This is a genomic window from Rhodococcus sovatensis, assembly GCF_037327425.1.
Lineage (GTDB): Bacteria > Actinomycetota > Actinomycetes > Mycobacteriales > Mycobacteriaceae > Rhodococcoides > Rhodococcoides sovatense.
In genome coordinates, this window is the sequence record NZ_CP147846.1 from 2,822,266 (window position 1) to 2,841,737 (window position 19,472).

Sequence of the window (19,472 nt, forward strand, 5' to 3'; positions counted from 1 at the left end):
CAGAAAGTTGTCGGCGCCTGGACAAGGCTACCGTTCGAGGCGAATACCTGCCGCTCGCGGTAGCTCTGCAGACGCACTACCTGCGCGAACCACCTACGACTACACGTGAGCCCGTGTCAGTCGTCGGACCGCCTCGTCCAGTACCGGTGCAGGTGAGCTCGCGAAGCATAACCGAGCCGAGGTCGAGTAAGTCGCATTGTCCGCGAACGCCTTTCCTGGAACGAAAGCGACACCGTGGTCGAGAGCCGTCGGCAGCAGAGCTGTCGTGTCGGTACCGTCGTGGAACGTCAGCCACAGGAACATTCCGCCATCGGCCGGTTTCACCGATGCAGCGTCGCCGAACGCTGCACCCAGAGCTCGGTGCAGCGCGGCGGCTCGTCGGCCGTACTCACCACGCAGAGTTTCCAGGTGGAGGTCGAGCCACGGCGTATCCGCCAACATGTGCGCCGCCATCTGCTGGGTCATCGAGGAACCGCACAGGTCGGCGCCCTGCTTGAGCAATTCGACGGCATCGCACACCTGCTTCGGTGCGACCATCCAGCCCACTCGCAGAGCGGGGGCGAGGATCTTCGACGCGCTGGAGAGGCGCACGACACGATCGGAAAAGATCGGGGCGGGCGGCGGAGCGCCGAACCAGATTTCGCCGTACGGGTCGTCCTCGAGAATCCAGAAGCCGTATCGGTCCGCCAGCTCCGCGAGGTGGCGTCGCCGAAACTGGGACATTGTCACCCCACGCGGGTTGTGGAAATTGCTCACCGTATGAACGAGCGTGGGCCGAAGACCGCCTCGGAGGCGACGCTCGAGCTCGTCGGTATCCAGCCCGTCCTCGCCGATCGGAATCGCATGAATGTCCGCGCCGGCGATCGAAAACACTTGCAGTGCACCGGTATAGGCAGGTTCGTCGACCACGACGGCTGCGCCTGGATCGAGCAAGGCCTGCGCGATCAACGTCAATGCCTGTTGAGATCCGTGAGTGATGACCACTTCCGCGTACTGCACCGACCGTCCGGTGATCACCGATTCACGATGCGCAACGATCTCGCGCAGCCCGCGCCAGCCCGAGGTTTCGCCGTATTGAACGGAGGTCGACTCGGCGAGAACCGACTGTGCGGCATCCCTGATCCGGTGTGACGGAATGAGTTCCAGCGCAGGTAAACCGCCTGCGAGGCTGATGACATCTTCACGCGCTGTCAGAGCGAGAAGGTCGCGAATGGCTGAACTCTGCACCGAGCCGAGACGGCTGGACATCGGAGGCAAGGCTATGGACATGGAATTCTCCCGAGGTCGAAGCACGGATGATCTGGCTACCCGAGGATCGACTGGGGTGTGAATTTGCCGGGTGGTGGTCGGCTTCGTTCACTATGGCACGGGAGATCACGATATGAAACCGAAATCTCACATGATGAGATCTTGAGGCTCCGCCTCAGTGGCACGGATAAGTGCACCCCAATGCACTCAACCGTGCCACTGGAGCCGGAGGCTCCAGGCCGAACGAATCAGTCCAGGTCGTCGTGACGCATCAGCTGACGCGCGGCCTCGGTGATCGAACCCGTCAACGACGGGTATACCGAGAATGTCGCCGCGAGGTCGTTCACCGACAGGTTGTTCTGCACCGCCATCGCAATAGGCAGGATCAACTCCGATGCAGTCGGTGCGACGACGACGCCACCGATGACCACACCGGTAGCCGGTCGGCAGAAGATCTTGACGAAACCGCGCTTGAGCCCGGACATCTTGGCTCGCGGATTGGTGGAGAGCGGCAACATCACGGTGCGCGCAGGGACGTCACCGTTGTCGATGGAGGACTGGCTGACGCCTACCGACGCGATCTCCGGACGCGTGAACACCGCGGACGCAACCGTCTTGAGCTTGATCGGCGTGACGCCTTCACCGAGTGCGTGGTACATCGCGATACGTCCCTGCATCGCGGCGACCGAAGCCAGTGGCAGCAGTCCGGTGCAGTCGCCGGCCGCGTAGATGCCGGCGACCGAGGTGCGTGAGACACGGTCCACCCGCAGGTATCCGCCCCGATCGAGTTCGATCCCTACATTTTCCAGGCCGAGGCCCGACGTGTTCGGTACCGAGCCGACGGTCATCAGAGCGTGGCTTCCCTCGACGGTCCGGCCGTCGGCGAGCCTGACGATCACCCCGGTCTCGGTGCGCTCGACGGAATCGGCGCGCGCATGCTTGACCAACGTGACCCCGCGCTCGTTGAACGCATCCTCGAGCACGAGCGCCGCATCCTCGTCCTCGTGCGGCAGCACGCGGTCACGGCTCGAGACTGCAGTCACCTTGACGCCCATCTCGGTGTACGCGGAGACGAACTCCGCACCCGTGACACCGGAACCGACCACCACGAGGTGCTCGGGCAGTGCATCGAGGTCGTAGAGCTGACGCCAGTTGAGGATGCGTTCGCCGTCGGGCTCGGCGCCCTTCAGCACGCGCGGACTCGCTCCGGTAGCGACAAGAACGACATCGGCGTCGAGAATTCGTTCGGATCCGTCGACAAGCGTCGCGCGAATCTGATGCGCAGCCATACCCACTTGCGTGTCGATCATCTCCGCGCGACCCGAGATCAGCTCGACGCCCACCGAACGTACTCGCGCAGCGATATCGGCGGACTGTGCTTGGGCGAGCGACTTGACCCGCTCGTGGATCTGCGGGAGCGCTACCGCTGCCTGAGACGGGTCGAGGGCAATCCCGAGATCGCTGGCGCGACGCATCTCGGTCCTGATGCCTGTCGACGCGATGAAGGTTTTCGACGGGACGCAGTCCCACAGGACGCACGCACCACCGATGCCCTCGGAGTCGACGAGAGTCACCTTTCCCCCGTGCTGTGCCGCCACCAGCGCTGCCTCGTACCCAGCGGGGCCGCCACCGATGATCACGATCCGGCTCATTGATCCTCTTTCGAATTGGGGGAAATTCCTTCGTATCCGCCGTCGAGGCTATTGCAGTGACGACCGTCATGCACCGGTAGGGTTCGCTACACCGGGCTCGACCAGCGCTGATGCGGTAATCGGGGGTCGCCCCGCGACCACCGACGTGCCGACGGATTAGGCTGGCCGACGTGCCAATTTATGCCGCCTACGGATCGAACATGCATCCGGAGCAGATGTTGCAGCGTTGTCCGCACTCTCCCCTGTCCGGAACCGGATGGTTGCACGGGTGGCGTCTGACGTTCGGCGGCGGCGACATCGGCTGGGAGGGCGCGCTGGCAACGGTGGTGCCCGACCAGGACGAGAAGGTGTTCGTCGTCCTCTACGACGTATCCGAAGAGGACGAACAGAGCTTGGATCGGTGGGAGGGCTCGGAACTGGGCATTCACCGCAAGGTCAGGCTCCGAATCGAGACCGCAGACGGACCGGTCCTTGCCTGGTTGTACGTGCTCGACGCCTACGAGGGCGGCCTTCCGTCTGCCCGCTACCTGGGCGTCATGGCCGAAGCCGCAGAGATCGCCGGCGCTCCGGCCGATTACGTTCGGGACCTTCGTACCCGTAACAGCCGCAATGTCGGTCCCGGCACCAGCTAGTTCGGTTCGAGCGCGATACCCGTCATGACCTTGACGCCCACTGCGAGGGCCCGTTCGTCGAGGTCGAAGGTCGGCTGGTGGATGTCGAGTTGAGGTCCGGTACCGGACCAGACACCGAGCCGTGCCATCGCGCCAGGAATGTCTTCGAGGTACCAGGAGAAGTCTTCCCCGCCGCCTGACTGCGCAGTGTCTGCCAGCGCAGCCGGTCCCACCCTCCGGATCGCATTCTCGAAGGTTCTCGTCACCGCCGCGTCGTTGACCACCGGCGGGACGCCTCGCTTGTAATGCAGTTCGAAGCGGACCCCGGTCGGCGCGAGCAGACCTGTCACGATCTCGGAGACCATCGGCTCGAGCAATGCCCAGGTTTCGTGGTCGCCGGTTCGGACTGTTCCCGTCAGCATCCCGGTCTGCGGAATGGCATTGGGCGCCTGGCCTGCAACGACTGCACCCCACACCATGACGGTGCTGGTCCTGGGATCGATTCGTCGACTGAGCATGCCGGGGAGGCCGGTGATCACGGTGCCCAACGCGTAGACGAGATCTGTTGTCAGATGGGGGCGCGAGGTGTGGCCGCCCGGTGAGTCCAGGCGCAGTTCGACGGTGTCCGCTGCCGAGGTGATCGCGCCGACGCGGACGCCGACCTTGCCGACTTCGAGTCGTGGATCGCAGTGAAGCGCGAAGATCTTCGTCACACCCTCCAGCCCTCCCGCAGCGACGACGTCGAGGGCGCCACCGGGCATGACCTCTTCGGCCGGCTGAAAGATGAGCCGAATCCCGAAAGGCAGGTCCGGCAGCGATGCCAGCGCCAGCGCGGTGCCGAGCAGAACGGTGGTGTGCGCGTCGTGTCCACACGCATGCGACACACCGGGGACCGTGGAGCTGTACGTCGCGCCGGTGAACTCCTGCAGCGGTAGCGCATCCATGTCGGCGCGGAGGGCAACACGAGGGCCGCTAGGACCGATGTCGCAGATCAAGCCGGTTCCACCGGGCAACAATTTCGGCGACAACCCTGCGGCCTCGAGCTCCTCGGCTACGAACGCCGTGGTCGCGAATTCCTGACGCGCCAGTTCCGGGTTGGCATGAATATGTCGACGCCACGTCGACAGGTCGTCCGTGTGCTTCAAGATCCACGTGTCGACGAGTGCATGTCTGTCGATCATCGTGCTGCCCGCGCTTCCACGCCGCTGAGCAGTCGGGCTCGAACGTCGGAGTCCTGTGCAGCACGCACTGCAGTCCTGGCCAGCAACCGAGCACCATCGAGGACTGCGGTGTCTGCGGACGCTGTGATGCAGGCCGCCGCGAACTCCGGTTGATGGGTCACCGCGCCCGCCGAATCCAGCCCGATGACCGGATGGATTCCCGGTAGAACATTCGTCACATTTCCCATGTCGGTACTGCCCAGAGGGCGGAATCCTTCCAGTTCTGGTGCAAGCGGCCTGCGCCCGATCGCCTCGGCCTCGCGGCGGAACTGCGTCACGAGCCAGGGATCGGGAGTCAGTTCCGTGTATGTCGGTGAGATCGTTCGAATTTCGTGAGTACATCCGGTCGCCAGCGCCCCGGCCTCGAAGCAGCGGTACGTCTTGGCAGTCAAGGCAGCCAACGATTCCGAGGTGTGTGCGCGGAGGTAGTACAGCAATTCGGCGTGCCCGGGAACGATGTTGGGTGCGAGACCACCATCACTGACGATGCCGTGCAGTTGCTGGCCGGGGGCCAGGTGTTGACGGAGCAGACCGATCGCGACCTGGCTGATGGTGACCGCATCGCCCGCATTGATGCCCCATTCGGGTGCCGCCGATGCGTGGGCTGCACGCCCGGTGAACTTGATACCGATGTCGGACAAGGCAAGTGAAGTGGCGCCCACGATGTCGAACGGACCCGGATGAACCATCAGCGCCGCTGCGACCCCGTCGAACGCGCCCCGCTCCAGCATCAGCACTTTGCCGCCGCCGCTCTCCTCGGCTGGAGTTCCGAGGACGGTCACGGTGATTCCGAGTTCGTCGGCGAATGGCGCAAGAGCAATCGCCGCCCCGGCTGCGGATGCGGCGATGATGTTGTGCCCGCAGGCGTGACCGATTTCCGGCAGGGCGTCGTATTCCGCGCAGATGCCGATGTTCAGGTCGCCGGAACCGAACGTGGCGGTGAACGCAGTCGGCATGTCTGCGACGCCGGACTCCACCTCGAAGCCACGGGAACCGAGCAACTCGCGCACTTTTGCGGCGCTGCGATATTCCTCGAACGCCAACTCGGGCTCGGAATGTATCGAATGCGACAGTTCGATCAGCTCTGGTGCGGCGCTCTGCACACCTGCATCGGTCTCATCGATCACCGCACCAGTCTGTCACTACTGGTTTCCGAAGCTGAAGTTGCTCTCACCTGTCGGGATGTTCAGAGCAGCGAGAGCGTCGGCGTGGATGCCCGCTTTGATACCCGCGAGGTTCTTTCCGCGCGTACTCGTCAGTGCGGACGCCCGCTCGACGGCCGATGACAGGACCTCGTCCTCGGTCACGGCTACATCGGCGATGCCTGCAGTGACGGCATCGGCACCGCCGAAGCGACGACCGGTCGTCATGGCCTCGATCGCGGTCTGCATCGGCAGTCGGGATGTGACCAATGCGGACATGCCCGCGGTGAACGGCATGTTCAGGTTGACCTCGGGCAGGCAGTAGAAGCCACGATCGACGCGGACCGTTCGGAAGTCGTGTGCCGTCGCAAGCATCGCACCGGCGCCGAACGCGTGGCCTTGCACTGCCGCCACCGTTGTCATCGGGAAGGTGAGGAGCCGCGAGTACAGAGTGTGGACGCGGTCGAGGTACCAGGTGACTTTGTCCAGGTTGGCGAACAGCCAATCGGTGTCGAGCCCGTTGGTGAAGAACTTCCCGGTCGCCGTGGTGACCAACGCGGCAGGGCCCTCGGTGGCCTCCACTTCGTCGAGGAGGACGTGGACCCGATCGATCCAGTCGGGATGGAATCGGTTCTCGTTGTTCTCGGGGCCTGCCTCGTCACCGAGGAAGAGGATGTGCACGTCACCGCTGCGTTCGAGATAAGGCATAGGCGGATACTACCCGGCGGTAACTTCCGGCAACGAGGCAGCGACTCTACGGCGTACCGGCGCGACGAATATCGATCTCCAGCTGTCAGATGCCCGACGCTCCCGGGGACGTCGTGATACCGGCAGCCTGCAGTTCTTCGCTCAGGTCACGAAGTGACACCGCGCTGTGCAGCCAGGTGGGGGCGCTGATTGCGATCCGTCCTTCCAGCAATGCCCGGGCCGACCAAGCGCCGATCACAGCTGTTGCCACCGACTGCTCGCGCCCCGTCGCCCACGCCTGTCTTCCGGCGTGGTCGCGCGCGAGGATGGCCCAGCGATCGCCACCCGGCATGACCGACGGCGTGAAGCGGGAGAGCCAGGGCATGCGCGTCAGGGCGGCGAGCCCCACCGTCATCAGCCGGGAATCGAGCCGTAGATACGTTCTGACCGGTATCGCCAGCTCTTCGGTCAATCGGTGCTGGTCTGCGAAATCCGCTCGCAACGAGGCGAATCGCCGATATCCCGATTCAGCTGGGAAATCGAACTTCTTGCCTGCGGTGAAGTTCTTGACGGACGATCCGTCCGGGTCGTCGAATCTCGCACCGAGCAATCCGTAGGTCCACTCCGTGGCCGCTGCTCCGTGCTGTTCCCCTGCACCGAGCCCGATGGCAACGTCGACCCCTGTCGAATTTTCCGAAATGGCTTCACGGACGAGAATCCCCGACAACCCCGGTGCGATTCCGACCCCGAGGAGGACAGGCCCTCGAACGGCGTTCAGTGCCTGCGTGTACGAACTGGTCGCCGAGATGTCGACGAAGGGGATGTCGCGGCCTGCGGAAATCCGCGCGAGCTCGGCGTCCTCGCTGCCCGATGCGTTGACTACCACGCCGACGCCGTTCAACGCCTCCTCGTACGCGCTGTGGTCGTGGAGATCCACAGCGCGGTCCGCTCGTGCTGGATCACGTCCCACCGAGACAGCAGCGACACCATCCGCTCGGAGCATGTCGACGATGCGACGGCCGACGGCGCCGTATCCGCCGAGAACGAGAACTGTCATCACGGAACCTTTCTAGAGTGAAGCACTAGAGCACTACTCTAGATCTAAACTCGCCTCCGTGGTCAACTCCTCCGACACCAGTGCCCGCTCGAAGATCCTCACCGCGGCCCACCCGCTGTTCGTCAGGAATGGGTACGCGTCGACGACCGTCAAGCAGATCGCAACCGACGCGGGGGTCGCAGTGCAGACCGTGTACTTCGTGTTCGGCAACAAGCGCGCGATCCTCGAAGCGCTCCTCGACCGCGCGATCGCGGGCGACGAACTCCCCATAGCCACCCTCGAAAGGCAATGGGTCGCCGACGCCATTGCCGCCTCGGACCCCATCGAACATCTGCGGATTCACGTGCACGCCGCCCGCCTCGTCTCCGAACGCGTCGCAGGAATCCTGCTTGCGGTCCGCGCGGGTGCACACGCCGATCCGGACGTGGCAGCACTGTGGCGAACCAACGTCGAGCAGCGCGTCACTGTGCTTCGGCATCTCATGACATCGCTGGCTCAGAAGGTCGCCGGCATGGATGTCGAGACCTGCGTAGATGTCGGACTGGCGCTGTTGAGTCCGGAGAACTTCACTGTGCTCGTCGACGATCGCGGATGGACGACGGAGAAGTACGAATCCTGGGTGGTCGAGGGTCTTGCGGCGGCCGCCGAATGTCGATGACAACAACTATCTGTCGCCGCATCGCCCACCTATCTCCTAGGGTGGTCCCTCGTGGGAACTTCTGACGCACACAGTGCCGACCCGACCATCGACCCGGCAGGTGCCGCCGCAACCGCCGCCGCCGCCATCGCCGAAGCAACCGGTGTGGCCGCGCACTCGGTAGCGATCGTGCTCGGTTCGGGCTGGCAAGCCGCCGCCGATAGGTTCGGCGAACCGACTGCCACCCTTCGCATGGCCGATCTCCCCGGGTTCGCGCCGCCGTCGGCGTCGGGACACTCCGGAACCATCACTTCGGTGAATGTCGGCGGGACGCACACCCTCCTGCTCCAAGGCCGTACCCACGCCTACGAAGGGCACGAGCTTCGACGCGTCGTGCACCCGGTGCGCACCGCCATCGCTGCCGGTTCCGGCACCGTCGTGCTGACCAATGCGGCGGGCGGAATTCGCGAGGGCATGAGCGTCGGACAACCGGTCTTGATCTCGGACCACCTCAATCTCACTGCCCGGTCACCGTTGATCGGCGCCGAGTTCGTCGATCTCGTCGACGCCTACTCCCCCGAACTTCGCGACCTCGCGCGCAGCATCGATCCCACTCTCGAGGAAGGTGTCTACGCCGGCCTCCCGGGTCCGCACTACGAGACTCCCGCCGAGATCCGCATGCTCCGAACCATCGGGGCCGACCTCGTCGGCATGTCGACGGTGCACGAGACCATCGCCGCGCGCGCACTCGGTGCCCGAGTTCTCGGAGTCTCCCTCGTGACCAACCTCGCTGCCGGCATGACGGGCGAACACCTCAACCACAAGGAAGTTCTCCAAGCAGGCAAGGCGTCGGCATCGCGCATGGGCGAATTACTGCATCGACTGGTCTCGACGCTGTGACATCCCATCTCTCCGAACAGCTTTCCGAGTGGATTGCCGGAGATCCAGATCCGACCACCCGCGACGAACTGGCAGAGCTCTCCGAATCCGAACTGGCCGAGCGCTTTCGGGCGCCACTGAGTTTCGGCACCGCTGGCCTGCGCGGCGTGGTACGGGCAGGACCGAACGGCATGAACGTCGCCGTCGTTGTTCGGACCACGGCCGGAATCTGCGCGTGGTTGCAGAAGAAATGCCTCGGCGGGTCGACGGTAGTCGTCGGCAGGGACGCGCGCCACGGATCCGATGCGTTCGCGACTGCAGCTGCCGAAACGCTTGCAGCTGCCGGCTTCTCGGTCGTACTGCTCCCCCGCCCGCTCCCGACGCCTGTGCTGGCCTTCGCCGTTCGCGCTCTGGACGCCGATCTGGGTGTTCAGATCACCGCCTCGCACAACCCCGCCGCAGACAACGGCTACAAGGTCTATCTCCGCGGCGGTGCGCAGTTGGTTCCGCCTGCCGACAAGGAGATCGAAGCCGAGATCGCTGCAGTGGGCCGCGCCGTCGACGTACCCCGCAGTCTCGTCGCCCCAGGCGGCGGCGACGTGACCGCTCGCTACCTCGATACTCTGCCCGCGCTCGTTCACGCGTCTCGTCGGAACATCCGAATCGCGCTGACACCCCTGCACGGCGTCGGCGGCGAGGTTGCACTCACCGCGCTGCGCGGACTCGGCTTCCTCGACGTCCACGTCGTGACAAGTCAGTTCGACCCGGACCCCGAGTTTCCCACCGTCACATTTCCCAATCCGGAGGAGCCGGGAGCAGCAGACGCTCTACTCGCCCTCGCTGCGGAGGTCGATGCCGACCTCGCGATCGCGCTGGATCCCGACGCCGACCGGTGCGCGATCGGCGTGCCCGGCCCGGGAGGCTGGCGAATGCTCAGCGGTGATGAAACCGGGGCTCTACTTGCCGACCACATCCTGAAATCGGCGCCACCGAACTCGTTGGTCGCCAACACCATCGTGTCCTCTCAACTCCTCGCGGCGTTGGCACCCGCGCGCGGTGCCAGGTACGCGCGGACACTGACCGGATTCAAGTGGCTGGTACGCGCAGGGGCCGGCCTCGTCTACGCCTACGAGGAGGCGATCGGTCACTGCGTGGATCCGACGTCGGTGAACGACAAGGACGGCATCTCGGCCGCAGTGATGCTCGCCGACCTGGTTGCGCAACTGAAGTCCGACAGCCGGACACTTCTCGACGTTCTCGACGACCTCGCGATGGAATTCGGAGTCCATGCAGGCGCCCAGGTGTCCAAGCGGGTCGACGATCTCGGCCGCATCGACTCGATGATGGCTCGGCTGCGCTCAGACCCTCCAGCCGAATTGGCTTCTCGCGCAGTCACTATGACCGACATGCTCACCGCACGTGGACCACTGAGAACCGATGCCGTCGAGCTCGCGGGGAACGGAATCCGCGTCATCGTGCGGCCATCGGGAACCGAGCCCAAGGTGAAGGCATATCTGGAGGTCGTCGAGCCGGCCAGCTCGCGCGAGGACTTGGTGAGGGCACGAGCCACGGCCGGCGCTACGTTGGACGAACTCCGGAAGTTCGCGCGGACTCTCTAGAACAGAGCCGATTGCACGGCAGGCAACTCGGAGGTGTAGTCCCCGAACGTCACCCGGCGCCCCTTCAGTTCGTGCAGGTCGACGACGAACGACGCGTCGTCGTGGGTGCGGTCCGGCATTGCGCCCCGATCGTTCAGCCTCACCACCGCCGCCTGGCCGATGCAGGCGTCGACCGTGAAACCGTGCGTCCCGGTGGTGATGTCGAGGGGATACGCGAGCCTGTTTCCCGACGCCAGATCACGAAATCCGGCTGTGCGCCACGGCTCCTCCACGACGCGGTAGGTCGCCTCGTCGACGGCAGGTTCGATCATCGTGCGGACGCAGGTGGCGAGTGCCGTCGTCGCGGCGTCGATCCGGACGGTGTCGATCGGCAGGGCCAACGCTGCGGCTTTGGCGGAGGACCGAACAGCTTGGCGAACCTGGAGCTGCTCGGTCACGCTGTCTTCCAGTACCCGGATCACCTTGCCGTCCTCGGCTCGTGCCACGTAGTGCGCGCAGATCGCACCTTGTTCGGCGAGGCGACCCCATTTCCTGGTGTCGGCTGCTGTCCCCACCTTGTGCACTCCGTTGGCGAACGTCGCAATGTAGAGCCAATGCGGTTGCATCACATGCGCTTCGAGCTCTCGGGAGACGAACCCGCCTCGATGGATGGTGTGCACGAACCGAAATCCGTCCTTGGATTCGCATGCCGAGCACTGAGAGCCCACGTCCACCGGGTTCTGTCGCGGGCACGGAACGTACTCCGAACCTGCGCCCGTGCGGAACGCGACTCGGCCGGTGCACCAGCGCTGCGCGCCCAGAGAAGCGAAGCCGAGCCGTCCGCCGCGCAGATCTACGTACCCGACCTCCTTCGTCTCGATGTCGACGACTCGAAGACGAGGGTCGCCCTCGCGCGCCGGCCAGGTGACGCCGAGAACGAGTGAGATGCTCAGCGCGGACCGAACTGACGATCGCCCGCGTCGCCGAGACCCGGCACGATGAAGGCGTCGTCGTTGAGTCCGTCGTCGATACTCGCGGCGACGAGTCGCACCGGCAGTCCCGACGCCTCGAGTGCCGCGACGCCTTCAGGGGCGGCGACGACGCAGATAGCGGTGACGTCCGCTGCTCCCCGCTCGACGAGGAGTTCGATGGTGTGAACCATGGAACCTCCCGTCGCCAACATCGGGTCCAGTACATAGACCGGAGTCTGCGACAGATCGTCGGGCAGCGACTCCATGTACGGAACCGGCTGGTGTGTCTCCTCGTCGCGCGCCATCCCGACGAAGCCGACGCGTGACTGCGGGATCAGGCCACTTGCCTTCTCCACCATTCCCAAGCCCGCCCTGAGAACCGGCACGAGCAGCGGCGGACGCGCCAGCCTCGTGCCCTTCGTGGTAGCCACCGGAGTCTTCACGTCGAACGTGTCGATGTCGGCGTCGCGGGTGGCCTCGTACACCAGCATGTGGGTGAGCTGGCGGAGTGCGGACCTAAATGTTGCGTTGTCGCTGCGCTCGTCGCGCATCGTCGTCAGCAGTGCAGCGGCCAGTGGATGGTCGACCACGTGAGTTTCCATTCCGACAGGATAAATGCGGGAACCGATCGGCCGTCACGTGCGTCGAAGATATGTGTAGGAGTTTTTCGTGCGCCGTCGAGGAATCCATGGGGGAATCGGTGACAGAGATATCGGCAGTATCTGCGGGAGTGCACGCGTACGCGACGACGATGGGAGCAGCCGCCGCTCAGGTCGCCACGGCGGCTGCCGCGACGACTGCGTGCGGGCCTGCCGTTCTCGCGCCGGTGTTCGGGCTGATCGGCACCGAGTTTCTCGCTGCATTCACCGGAGTTCACGGCGCGCACGGGGCCGCAGTCGGCAAACTCGCCGAGACTGTGGCCAGTCTCGGTGTCGCGGCGTCGGCATCCAGCGGCGCCTATGACCTAGCCGACGCTCAGACCGCTGCGAGCCTGATGTGATCGAACTGCTCGCCAAGCCCATCACCGATCTCCTCGGCGCGTTCGGGTCCGGCATCGTTCCCAGCGGTGGACCGACAGACGTACTGCGGTCCTCGTCTCGGGCGCTCGAGTCGGTACAGAGCATCGGACAATCGGCCGTCGGTGAACTTGCGACCGCATGGAGTGGGCCTGCTGCCACCGCCGCTATCGAACTCGCCGGCCAAGCCCATACGAGCGCTCTCGGGCTGTCCGATCATGGCGTCGAGATCGCGGCAGTAGTCGACCGCGCCTGCGAGAAGGTCCAGGCCGGACTCGTCGAACTGCAGGGCATTGCGCAGTCCTTCATCTCGGTCGCGGGCGCCGCCGCGCCGATGCTGTTCACCCCGGCAGGCCAGTCGATGCTGATCACGACGGCCATCGAACACTTGCAGCGCGCCCTGGCGGTCGTGTCCCGCGTGCGCGGCGAGCTCGCCGTCCACACCGCCGAGATCAGCGCCTACACAGCGCCTCCGCCGGTCCCCCAGCCCGCAGGCGCAGCGCCCACGACTGCACCGGCATCCGCTCCTATACCAGTCGGATCGGACCCGGGCAGCCAATTCGGGCAGAACTTCGCCAGGACGCTGTCGTCGTCCGCGTCCTCGATTCTTCCCGACACACCGTCGAACCTGATGACCTCACCGGCTACCGCTACGGTCCCCGCAGCCCAGACATCCGATGCGTCCATGTTCACCGGCAACCCCCAGCGGACGTCGGCGGACATGGGCGGCGTCGGAGGTGGCGTCCAGGTCGCGCTTCCCGACGGCAGCGTCGCAGTGGCGCCCAACGAGGAAGCAGCAGGCGCGGTGCGCAGTGCGCTGACACAGCAGGGCACGCCGTATGTCTGGGGTGGAACCGAGCCGGGACGCGGCCTCGACTGCAGCGGCCTGACCCAGTGGGCGTACGGCGAGCAGGGCGTGGAGTTGCCGAGGCTGGCGCAGGAGCAGAACGTCGGCACCCAGATCGGCCAGGACGAGCTCATGCCGGGCGACCTTGCAGTGTGGGACGGTCACGTCGCCATGGTCATAGGAAACGGTCAGATCGTGGAGGCAGGCGATCCCGTGCAAGTCGGTGACGTCCGAACCACCAACTCGGGTATGGCCTTCAAGGGCTTCTACAGGCCGACCGCATGATCGAGTCGACAGCGTGGGCCGCCACGCGCACCGATTCCGTCCGAGTCCAGGCAACCTCGGGCGGAGTTCCGACGTCCGTGCACATCGACTCGCGTGAACTTCGCTTCGGTGGAACCGAATTGGCGAAAACGATCCTGGAAGTGCATGCCCGGGCAACCCAGTCCGCCATGGCTCGGCACCGCACCAGGCTCGAACGCGACGGAATGCCAGCCGACGTTCTCGACCGACTCGGCCTACCTCGTGAGTCGACCGTCGCCGATGCCGAGAACGAACTGTTGGGTACCGAACCCGCACCTGTCAGCTGGATGAAATCTCTGTGAACGATCCACTCGATGACCTGATCGATCGCGCCGACCGCGCGTTGTCCGTCATGCACGACGCAACGGAGATGCTGTCTACCCTGCGGATAGTTCGCCGATCTCCCGATGGTCTGGCCACCGTCACAGTCGACGGTTCGGGGGCAATGGTCGACCTGTACCTGCAGTCCGACCTGTCGCGCGAGTCGGCGACCCAACTCGAAAACTCCATCGTCGCCACCGCTGCCGAGGCCGCCGGCGAGGCACTTCGGCGTCGAGCTTCCGTCTTGGAGCAGATGCAAAGTTCGCTCTCAGACACCTGAGATAGGCTTCCCGCCATGGCTGGCGACATCATCCCGATCGAACTCGGTCTCACCCGCGGCGACTTCGTGACCCTGTGGGCTCCCGAATGGCACGAAGGCGACGACGAATGGGAGGCCTTCCTCGGACACGAGGAAGATCTCTACGGTTTCGAGGCGGTTGCTCATCTAGCCGCTTTCATCCGTAGCAACGACGACAACGACCTCGTCGATCATCCGTCGTGGAAGATCGTGTCGGCTCTCGCTGCCAACGAGCTCGAGCCCGACGACCTTCACCGCTTCGACCTTGTCGGCGTTCCGGAACTCGTCGCGGAGGATCCCGACTCCGATATTCTCGCCGAACTCGCCGCAACGTTCGAGATGGTTCAGACCATCGGAGAGGTCTGCGAACTCTCCACTGTCACTTCGTTCTTCGCCGGCAACCCACACCTCGGATCGGTAGGAATCGGCGTCGACGCCTACGTCGGCAAAGACGGTCAGAACCTCTGGAACCGAATCGGAGCGTCCATCTCCAAGAGCTGGGACGCAGTCATCGACGCAATCGATTCCGTGGTCACCTCACCCGATGTCGACGCCGCCGCCGTGGAGGTCGCCGAAGCCGAGCTGCTGGCTGCCACCGAGAACGAGGTCGACGTCGACGACGTGTCCGATGAGGACGACGACACCCTCGACGATGATGCCTCCGACGAAGACAGTGCCGATGGGAACACTGCGGACGAGGAAGTCACCGCGGATCCCATCGCCGACGCGGCCGCCGAAGAAGGGTTCTGGGCATCGGTCGGCATCGACCCCGTCCAGATAATCACCTCCGAGGACACCTACTACACACTGCGGTGCTACATCGACGACGAGCCGATCTTTCTGGGGCGCACCGGAAGCATCACGGTGTTCGGTTCCGAACGGGCTCTCGCCCGGTACTTGGCCGACGATCACGATCACGACCTGGCGAAGGTCAGTACCTACGCCGAAGTGCAAACAGCAGCGATCGACGGTTCACTGCGCATCGACATCACCGATGACAACGTCTACGTCCTGCCGGGCTTGGCGGACGACCTCGCCGAGGGGCCGGAAGCAGTCGACATCGACCAGCTGGACCTGGCCGTCGAACTGTTCACCGACGCAGCGGACTTCGCCGAAGACGACTCCGTGGAAACCGCGCTCGCACAATCGACACCACTCGGCTGGTACGTCTCCTACACACTCGAGCCCGATCCGAACAGGCTCGCACCGAGCGCGCCGTTCGAGCTGGAGGCCGAAGCGTGGCGGGCGCTCGAGCGTGATTTCGAGGCCCGCCTCCGCAAGGAGTGAGCCCTAGCCGATGAGAACCGCGTATCCAGGTTTGACGACGTTGTCGATCAGCTCCAGTCGTTCGTCGAACGGGATGAACGCGGATTTCATCGCGTTGATCGTGAAGCGCTCGAGGTCGGTCCAGCCGTAGCCGAACGTCTGGGCGAGGGTGTGCATCTCGCGAGACATCGACGTACCACTCATCAATCGGTTGTCGGTGTTGACGGTGACGCGGAACCGCAGTCGCGCAAGAAGATCGAATGGGTGCTTTTCGATGCTGTCGACGGCGCCGGTCTGCACGTTCGAACTCGGGCAGAGTTCCAGCGGCATGCGTGTGTCGCGGACGTACGCCGCGAGCAGTCCGAGCGACGGAGTCCCGTCCGACGCGATTGCAATGTCGTCGATGATGCGGACGCCGTGGCCAAGGCGGTCCGTGCCGCAGAACGCGACCGCTTCCTGAATGGACGGCAGACCGAAGGCCTCCCCCGCATGAATAGTGAAGTGCGCGTTGGCTTCTCGCATGTACTCGAAAGCATCGAGATGACGACTGGGAGGGAATCCTGCTTCCGCTCCGGCGATGTCGAACCCGACGACACCGCGATCCCTGAAGCGCACGGCAAGCTCTGCAATCTCACGTGACCGTGCAGCGTGACGCATCGCCGTCAGCAGACATCCGACACGAATTCGTTTGCCGTTCACCCGGGCCGCCGATTCGCCTGCGCGGAAACCTTCGAGCACATGCTCGACGACCTCGTCCAGGGTCAGCCCTCGATCCAGGTGCTGTTCAGGGGCGAACCGCACCTCCGCATACACAACGCCGTCCTCGGCCAGGTCTTCCGCGCACTCACGGGCGACACGCGAGAGTCCCTCCGGCGTCTGCATGACCGCGACGGTGTGAGCGAAGGTCTCCAGATACCGCTCGAGCGAACCACTGTCGGCAGCGTTCCGAAACCATTCGCCCAAAGCAGGACCGTCCTGCGCAGGCAAGCCGTCGTATCCGCACTCATCGGCCAGTTCCAGCACAGTCTGTGGCCGAAGTCCGCCGTCGAGATGGTCGTGCAGTAGAGCTTTGGGGGCCGTCTTGATGGAGGGGAGGTCGAGCGGCGTCGCGCCGCTGTTCGGGTTCGCGGTACTCATGACTCGACGGTAGCGCGATCGGAACGGACTCGCGTGCGTTCGCCGACGCACCCGCGCGTCGGAGCGAATTGAACCGAGCAACCCATTTCGTTGCATTGTTACCCTTTTGAAAACAGATCAGTCGAAACTGAGCGGAACTGCAACCGAAATCGTATTGTTCTCAGCAATCGATCCGGTCTCGAGCTTGGAGTGATCATGTCTGTTGCGGATACGCCTGCGACTTCTCCACCTCCGGACGTTCCCGCGGGCAAAGGCCTGAACACGGGTGCGCTCGGTCTCGTCGGAAACATCGTCATCGGGCTGTCCGCGGTTGCTCCCGCCTACAGCCTGGCGGCGACCCTGGGATACGTCGTCCTCGCCGTCGGAGACAAGGCGCCTGCAATGTTCCTTGTCGCCTTCGTTCCCATGCTGCTCACAGCATTCGCCTACCGTGAGCTAGGACGGGACACCCCCGACTGCGGCACGTCGTTCACCTGGGGAACCAAGGCCTTCGGCCCGTGGGTGGGGTGGATGGCCGGGTGGGGATTGGCAGTGTCTGCCATCATCGTGCTCGCCAACGTCGCAGAGGTCGCGGCGATCTACCTCTTCGAGTTCCTGGGATTGGAAGGGGCCGCCGAGTCCACGGCAGCCAAAGTGGCGCTCGGCTCGTTCTTCATCGTGTCGATGACCTATGTCAGCTTCCGCGGCATCCTCATCAGCGAGCGCATGCAGAACGTGCTGCTGGTCGTCCAATTCGGTGTGCTGATCGGCGTCTCGATCACGGCTCTGGTGAAGGTCGGGGCAGGGACGGCGGGCCCGCAGGCCATCACTCCGCAGCTCAGCTGGATCATCCCGACCGGGGTCACGATGTCCGACGCCGCGCAGGCGATCATCCTCTGCATTTTCATCTACTGGGGCTGGGATGCATGTCTCGCGGTCGGCGAGGAGACGAAAGACTCGGAGAAGACACCGGGCCGCGCAGCCGTGATCACCACGTTGATCCTCGTCGCCACGTACGTGCTCGTCGGATATGCGGTGCAGTCGTTCGCTGGATTCGGCGACACTGGAATCGGCCTGAACAACCCGGACAACCTCGATGACGTCTTGACGATCCTCGGCGGCCCCGTTGCCGGCTCGGTCGTCGCGTCGTTGCTGCTGCTCACCGTGTCGATCTCGGCACTGTCCTCGACCCAGACCACCATTCTCCCCACTGCTCGCGGCACCCTGTCGATGGCTGTCTACAAGGCGATCCCGAAGCGATTCGCAAGCGTGCATCCCAAATACATGACGCCGGGGTTCGGCACGCTCGTCATGGGGGCCTCGGCATTGGCGTTCTATCTCGTACTCACCTTCGTCAGCGCGAACGCACTGCAGGATTCGGTGGCTTCACTCGGTCTCGCGGTGGCCTTCTACTACGGAATCACCGCGTACGCGTGTGTGTGGTACTTCCGCCGGACTTTGTTCGGTTCGGTCCGAAACCTGTTCATGCGCGCGATTTTCCCGCTCCTCGGCGGGCTGTCGATGACCTGGGCATTCGTGCAGAGTGCGGTGGACATGATCAAGCCCGACTACGGTTTCACCGCCTACGGTCCGATCGGCGGCGTATTCGTCCTCGGCATCGGAATGCTCGTGCTCGGAATTCCGCTGATGCTTCTGTGCTTCGTCGGCAACCGAGAGTTTTTCCAGGGCAAGACCTTGACCGCGACCACCGAAGTCAAGGTTCCGGACTCTTACTAGAACAGGATCACGAGATGAAACTCACCGTCGGCTATCTCGCCACGCCGAGTGGCGACGACGGCGTCGCGTTGGCCACCGTGCTGGCGTCCGCTCTCGACGCGTCCATCGACATCGTCATCGTCATCCGCTCGGACGAGCCGCTCATGGAAGGCAGCGGCCCGTACCGAAAAGTGCTCGACGCCAAAGCCGAACAATGGTTGTCGGGTGCGCGAGCGCAGGTCCCCGACGGCATCGAAGTTGCGACACACATTGCTCGGCACGCGTCCTTCGCGCAGGGCCTGATGGAGTTCGCCGCCGAACACGACTCCGACATGATCGTCGTCGGCGGCGCCGGTGACGGACTGCTGAACCGCCACACCGTCGGTTCCGTCGCCGGTCAACTCCTCCATGCCTCGCCGGTTCCGATCGCGCTCGCCCCGCGTGGGTACCGGAACGGCGCCCAGCGCACGCTCACCGGTCTGACTGCGGCAGTCCCGACCCGCGCCGGGACCGCTGATCCTTCGGCTCTCGCCATCACGATTGCCAGTGCCGCACATCTTCCTCTGAGGTTGGTCTCACTCGTCTCGCTGGAGGACGACGGAGCCGATGCCGATGGTCTCGAAACTCGACGACGCCATGTCGCTGCAGCGCAAGCCAACCTGGAAAACGCGGCTCGCAAGCTGCCCGACGTGGATGGTCTCGAGTCCGTGGTCGCGGACGGATCCAGTCTCGACGAGGCTGTCGCGTCCCTGCAGTGGTCCGATGGCGACGTCCTGTTCCTCGGCTCGAGCCGGCTCGCGGCGCCCAAGCGTGTGTTCCTCGGATCCAGTGCATCGAAGATCATACGGTCGACCCCGGCTCCGGTCATCGTGGTTCCGCACGAGTAG

The 19,472-nt window shown here is 64.5% G+C and carries 21 protein-coding genes; 12 read left to right on the top strand and 9 right to left on the bottom strand.

Translation table 11 applies throughout. The features are described 5' to 3' along the window. Nucleotides 1–99: 99 nt before the first annotated feature. Both WDS16_RS13185 and WDS16_RS13190 read right to left on the bottom strand, forming a co-directional pair. Entirely contained in the window at nt 100–1,248 is a 1,149-nt protein-coding gene (locus WDS16_RS13185) for a PLP-dependent aminotransferase family protein (protein ID WP_422395793.1), read from the bottom strand. A 248-nt stretch (nt 1,249–1,496) separates the two neighbouring features. Continuing rightward, a complete protein-coding gene (locus tag WDS16_RS13190; RefSeq protein WP_338893079.1) occupies nt 1,497–2,900 on the bottom strand; it encodes an NAD(P)H-quinone dehydrogenase in 1,404 nt (467 codons plus the stop codon). A 170-nt stretch (nt 2,901–3,070) separates the two neighbouring features. Here WDS16_RS13190 and WDS16_RS13195 point away from each other — a divergent pair, with 170 nt between their 5' ends. Continuing rightward, nucleotides 3,071–3,532 (top strand): gamma-glutamylcyclotransferase, encoded by a 462-nt coding sequence (locus WDS16_RS13195; protein WP_338893080.1) that lies wholly within the window; start codon nt 3,071–3,073, stop codon nt 3,530–3,532. Here WDS16_RS13195 and WDS16_RS13200 read toward each other — a convergent pair. The 4 genes from WDS16_RS13200 to WDS16_RS13215 form a co-directional block, all read right to left on the bottom strand. Then, nucleotides 3,529–4,692 carry a M20 family metallopeptidase gene (locus tag WDS16_RS13200; protein ID WP_338893081.1) on the bottom strand — a complete coding sequence of 388 codons (1,164 nt, stop codon included), beginning with the start codon at nt 4,690–4,692 and terminating at the stop codon, nt 3,529–3,531. The two genes, WDS16_RS13195 and WDS16_RS13200, sit on opposite strands and share 4 nt — an antisense overlap. Next, nucleotides 4,689–5,858, bottom strand: coding sequence for a M20 family metallopeptidase (locus WDS16_RS13205; protein ID WP_338893082.1), 1,170 nt, complete (start codon nt 5,856–5,858; stop codon nt 4,689–4,691). The genes WDS16_RS13200 and WDS16_RS13205 overlap by 4 nt, the downstream gene beginning before the upstream one ends. Before the next feature lie 15 nt (nt 5,859–5,873). Next, complete coding sequence (locus WDS16_RS13210; RefSeq protein WP_338893083.1) at nt 5,874–6,581, bottom strand: enoyl-CoA hydratase/isomerase family protein; 708 nt, start codon at nt 6,579–6,581, stop codon at nt 5,874–5,876. A gap of 85 nt (nt 6,582–6,666) precedes the next feature. Beyond that, nucleotides 6,667–7,617: a hypothetical protein gene (locus tag WDS16_RS13215; RefSeq protein WP_338893084.1), complete on the bottom strand. Its 951-nt coding sequence runs from the start codon at nt 7,615–7,617 to the stop codon at nt 6,667–6,669. A gap of 58 nt (nt 7,618–7,675) precedes the next feature. On the opposite strand from WDS16_RS13215, the gene WDS16_RS13220 reads away from it, so the two are divergent. The 3 genes from WDS16_RS13220 to WDS16_RS13230 all read left to right on the top strand — a co-directional run bounded on the left by WDS16_RS13220 (nt 7,676) and on the right by WDS16_RS13230 (nt 10,752). Further along, on the top strand, nt 7,676–8,275 hold the full coding sequence (locus tag WDS16_RS13220; protein ID WP_338893085.1) for a helix-turn-helix domain-containing protein: 600 nt from the start codon (nt 7,676–7,678) through the stop codon (nt 8,273–8,275). Between the two features lie 51 nt (nt 8,276–8,326). Continuing rightward, a complete protein-coding gene (locus WDS16_RS13225) occupies nt 8,327–9,154 on the top strand; it encodes a purine-nucleoside phosphorylase (RefSeq protein ID WP_422395794.1) in 828 nt (275 codons plus the stop codon). A gap of 170 nt (nt 9,155–9,324) precedes the next feature. Then, entirely contained in the window at nt 9,325–10,752 is a 1,428-nt protein-coding gene (locus WDS16_RS13230; protein WP_422395830.1) for a phospho-sugar mutase, read from the top strand. Here WDS16_RS13230 and WDS16_RS13235 read toward each other — a convergent pair. Then, complete coding sequence (locus tag WDS16_RS13235) at nt 10,749–11,411, bottom strand: DUF2797 domain-containing protein (protein ID WP_338893087.1); 663 nt, start codon at nt 11,409–11,411, stop codon at nt 10,749–10,751. The two genes, WDS16_RS13230 and WDS16_RS13235, sit on opposite strands and share 4 nt — an antisense overlap. Here WDS16_RS13235 and WDS16_RS13240 point away from each other — a divergent pair. Continuing rightward, nucleotides 11,406–11,675, top strand: coding sequence for a hypothetical protein (locus WDS16_RS13240; protein WP_338893088.1), 270 nt, complete (start codon nt 11,406–11,408; stop codon nt 11,673–11,675). The two genes, WDS16_RS13235 and WDS16_RS13240, sit on opposite strands and share 6 nt — an antisense overlap. A 5-nt stretch (nt 11,676–11,680) precedes the next feature. Here WDS16_RS13240 and upp read toward each other — a convergent pair whose 3' ends face one another. Beyond that, nucleotides 11,681–12,304 carry a uracil phosphoribosyltransferase gene (gene upp / locus WDS16_RS13245; protein ID WP_338893089.1) on the bottom strand — a complete coding sequence of 208 codons (624 nt, stop codon included), beginning with the start codon at nt 12,302–12,304 and terminating at the stop codon, nt 11,681–11,683. A gap of 98 nt (nt 12,305–12,402) precedes the next feature. Between upp and WDS16_RS13250 the strand changes: the two genes are divergently transcribed. From WDS16_RS13250 to WDS16_RS13270, 5 genes are read left to right on the top strand one after another with little or no spacing between them, the layout of a single operon-like run. Then, nucleotides 12,403–12,702, top strand: a complete 300-nt coding sequence (locus WDS16_RS13250) for a type VII secretion target (RefSeq protein WP_338893090.1) — start codon at nt 12,403–12,405, stop codon at nt 12,700–12,702. Beyond that, nucleotides 12,699–13,850 carry a C40 family peptidase gene (locus WDS16_RS13255; RefSeq protein ID WP_338893091.1) on the top strand — a complete coding sequence of 384 codons (1,152 nt, stop codon included), beginning with the start codon at nt 12,699–12,701 and terminating at the stop codon, nt 13,848–13,850. Before WDS16_RS13250 ends, WDS16_RS13255 begins: the two co-directional genes overlap by 4 nt. After that, entirely contained in the window at nt 13,847–14,170 is a 324-nt protein-coding gene (locus WDS16_RS13260) for a hypothetical protein (protein WP_338893092.1), read from the top strand. Before WDS16_RS13255 ends, WDS16_RS13260 begins: the two co-directional genes overlap by 4 nt. Beyond that, nucleotides 14,167–14,469, top strand: a complete 303-nt coding sequence (locus WDS16_RS13265; protein ID WP_338893093.1) for a YbaB/EbfC family nucleoid-associated protein — start codon at nt 14,167–14,169, stop codon at nt 14,467–14,469. The genes WDS16_RS13260 and WDS16_RS13265 overlap by 4 nt, the downstream gene beginning before the upstream one ends. A 15-nt stretch (nt 14,470–14,484) precedes the next feature. Then, a complete protein-coding gene (locus WDS16_RS13270; RefSeq protein ID WP_338893094.1) occupies nt 14,485–15,774 on the top strand; it encodes a primosomal protein in 1,290 nt (429 codons plus the stop codon). Nucleotides 15,775–15,777: 3 nt separating this feature from the next. On the opposite strand, the gene WDS16_RS13275 is transcribed toward WDS16_RS13270, so the two are convergent. Beyond that, nucleotides 15,778–16,890 (bottom strand): adenosine deaminase, encoded by a 1,113-nt coding sequence (locus tag WDS16_RS13275; RefSeq protein WP_338893095.1) that lies wholly within the window; start codon nt 16,888–16,890, stop codon nt 15,778–15,780. A gap of 195 nt (nt 16,891–17,085) precedes the next feature. On the opposite strand from WDS16_RS13275, the gene WDS16_RS13280 reads away from it, so the two are divergent. Continuing rightward, nucleotides 17,086–18,606, top strand: coding sequence for an APC family permease (locus tag WDS16_RS13280; RefSeq protein ID WP_338893096.1), 1,521 nt, complete (start codon nt 17,086–17,088; stop codon nt 18,604–18,606). A 14-nt stretch (nt 18,607–18,620) separates the two neighbouring features. Then, nucleotides 18,621–19,472, top strand: a complete 852-nt coding sequence (locus WDS16_RS13285) for a universal stress protein (protein ID WP_338893097.1) — start codon at nt 18,621–18,623, stop codon at nt 19,470–19,472.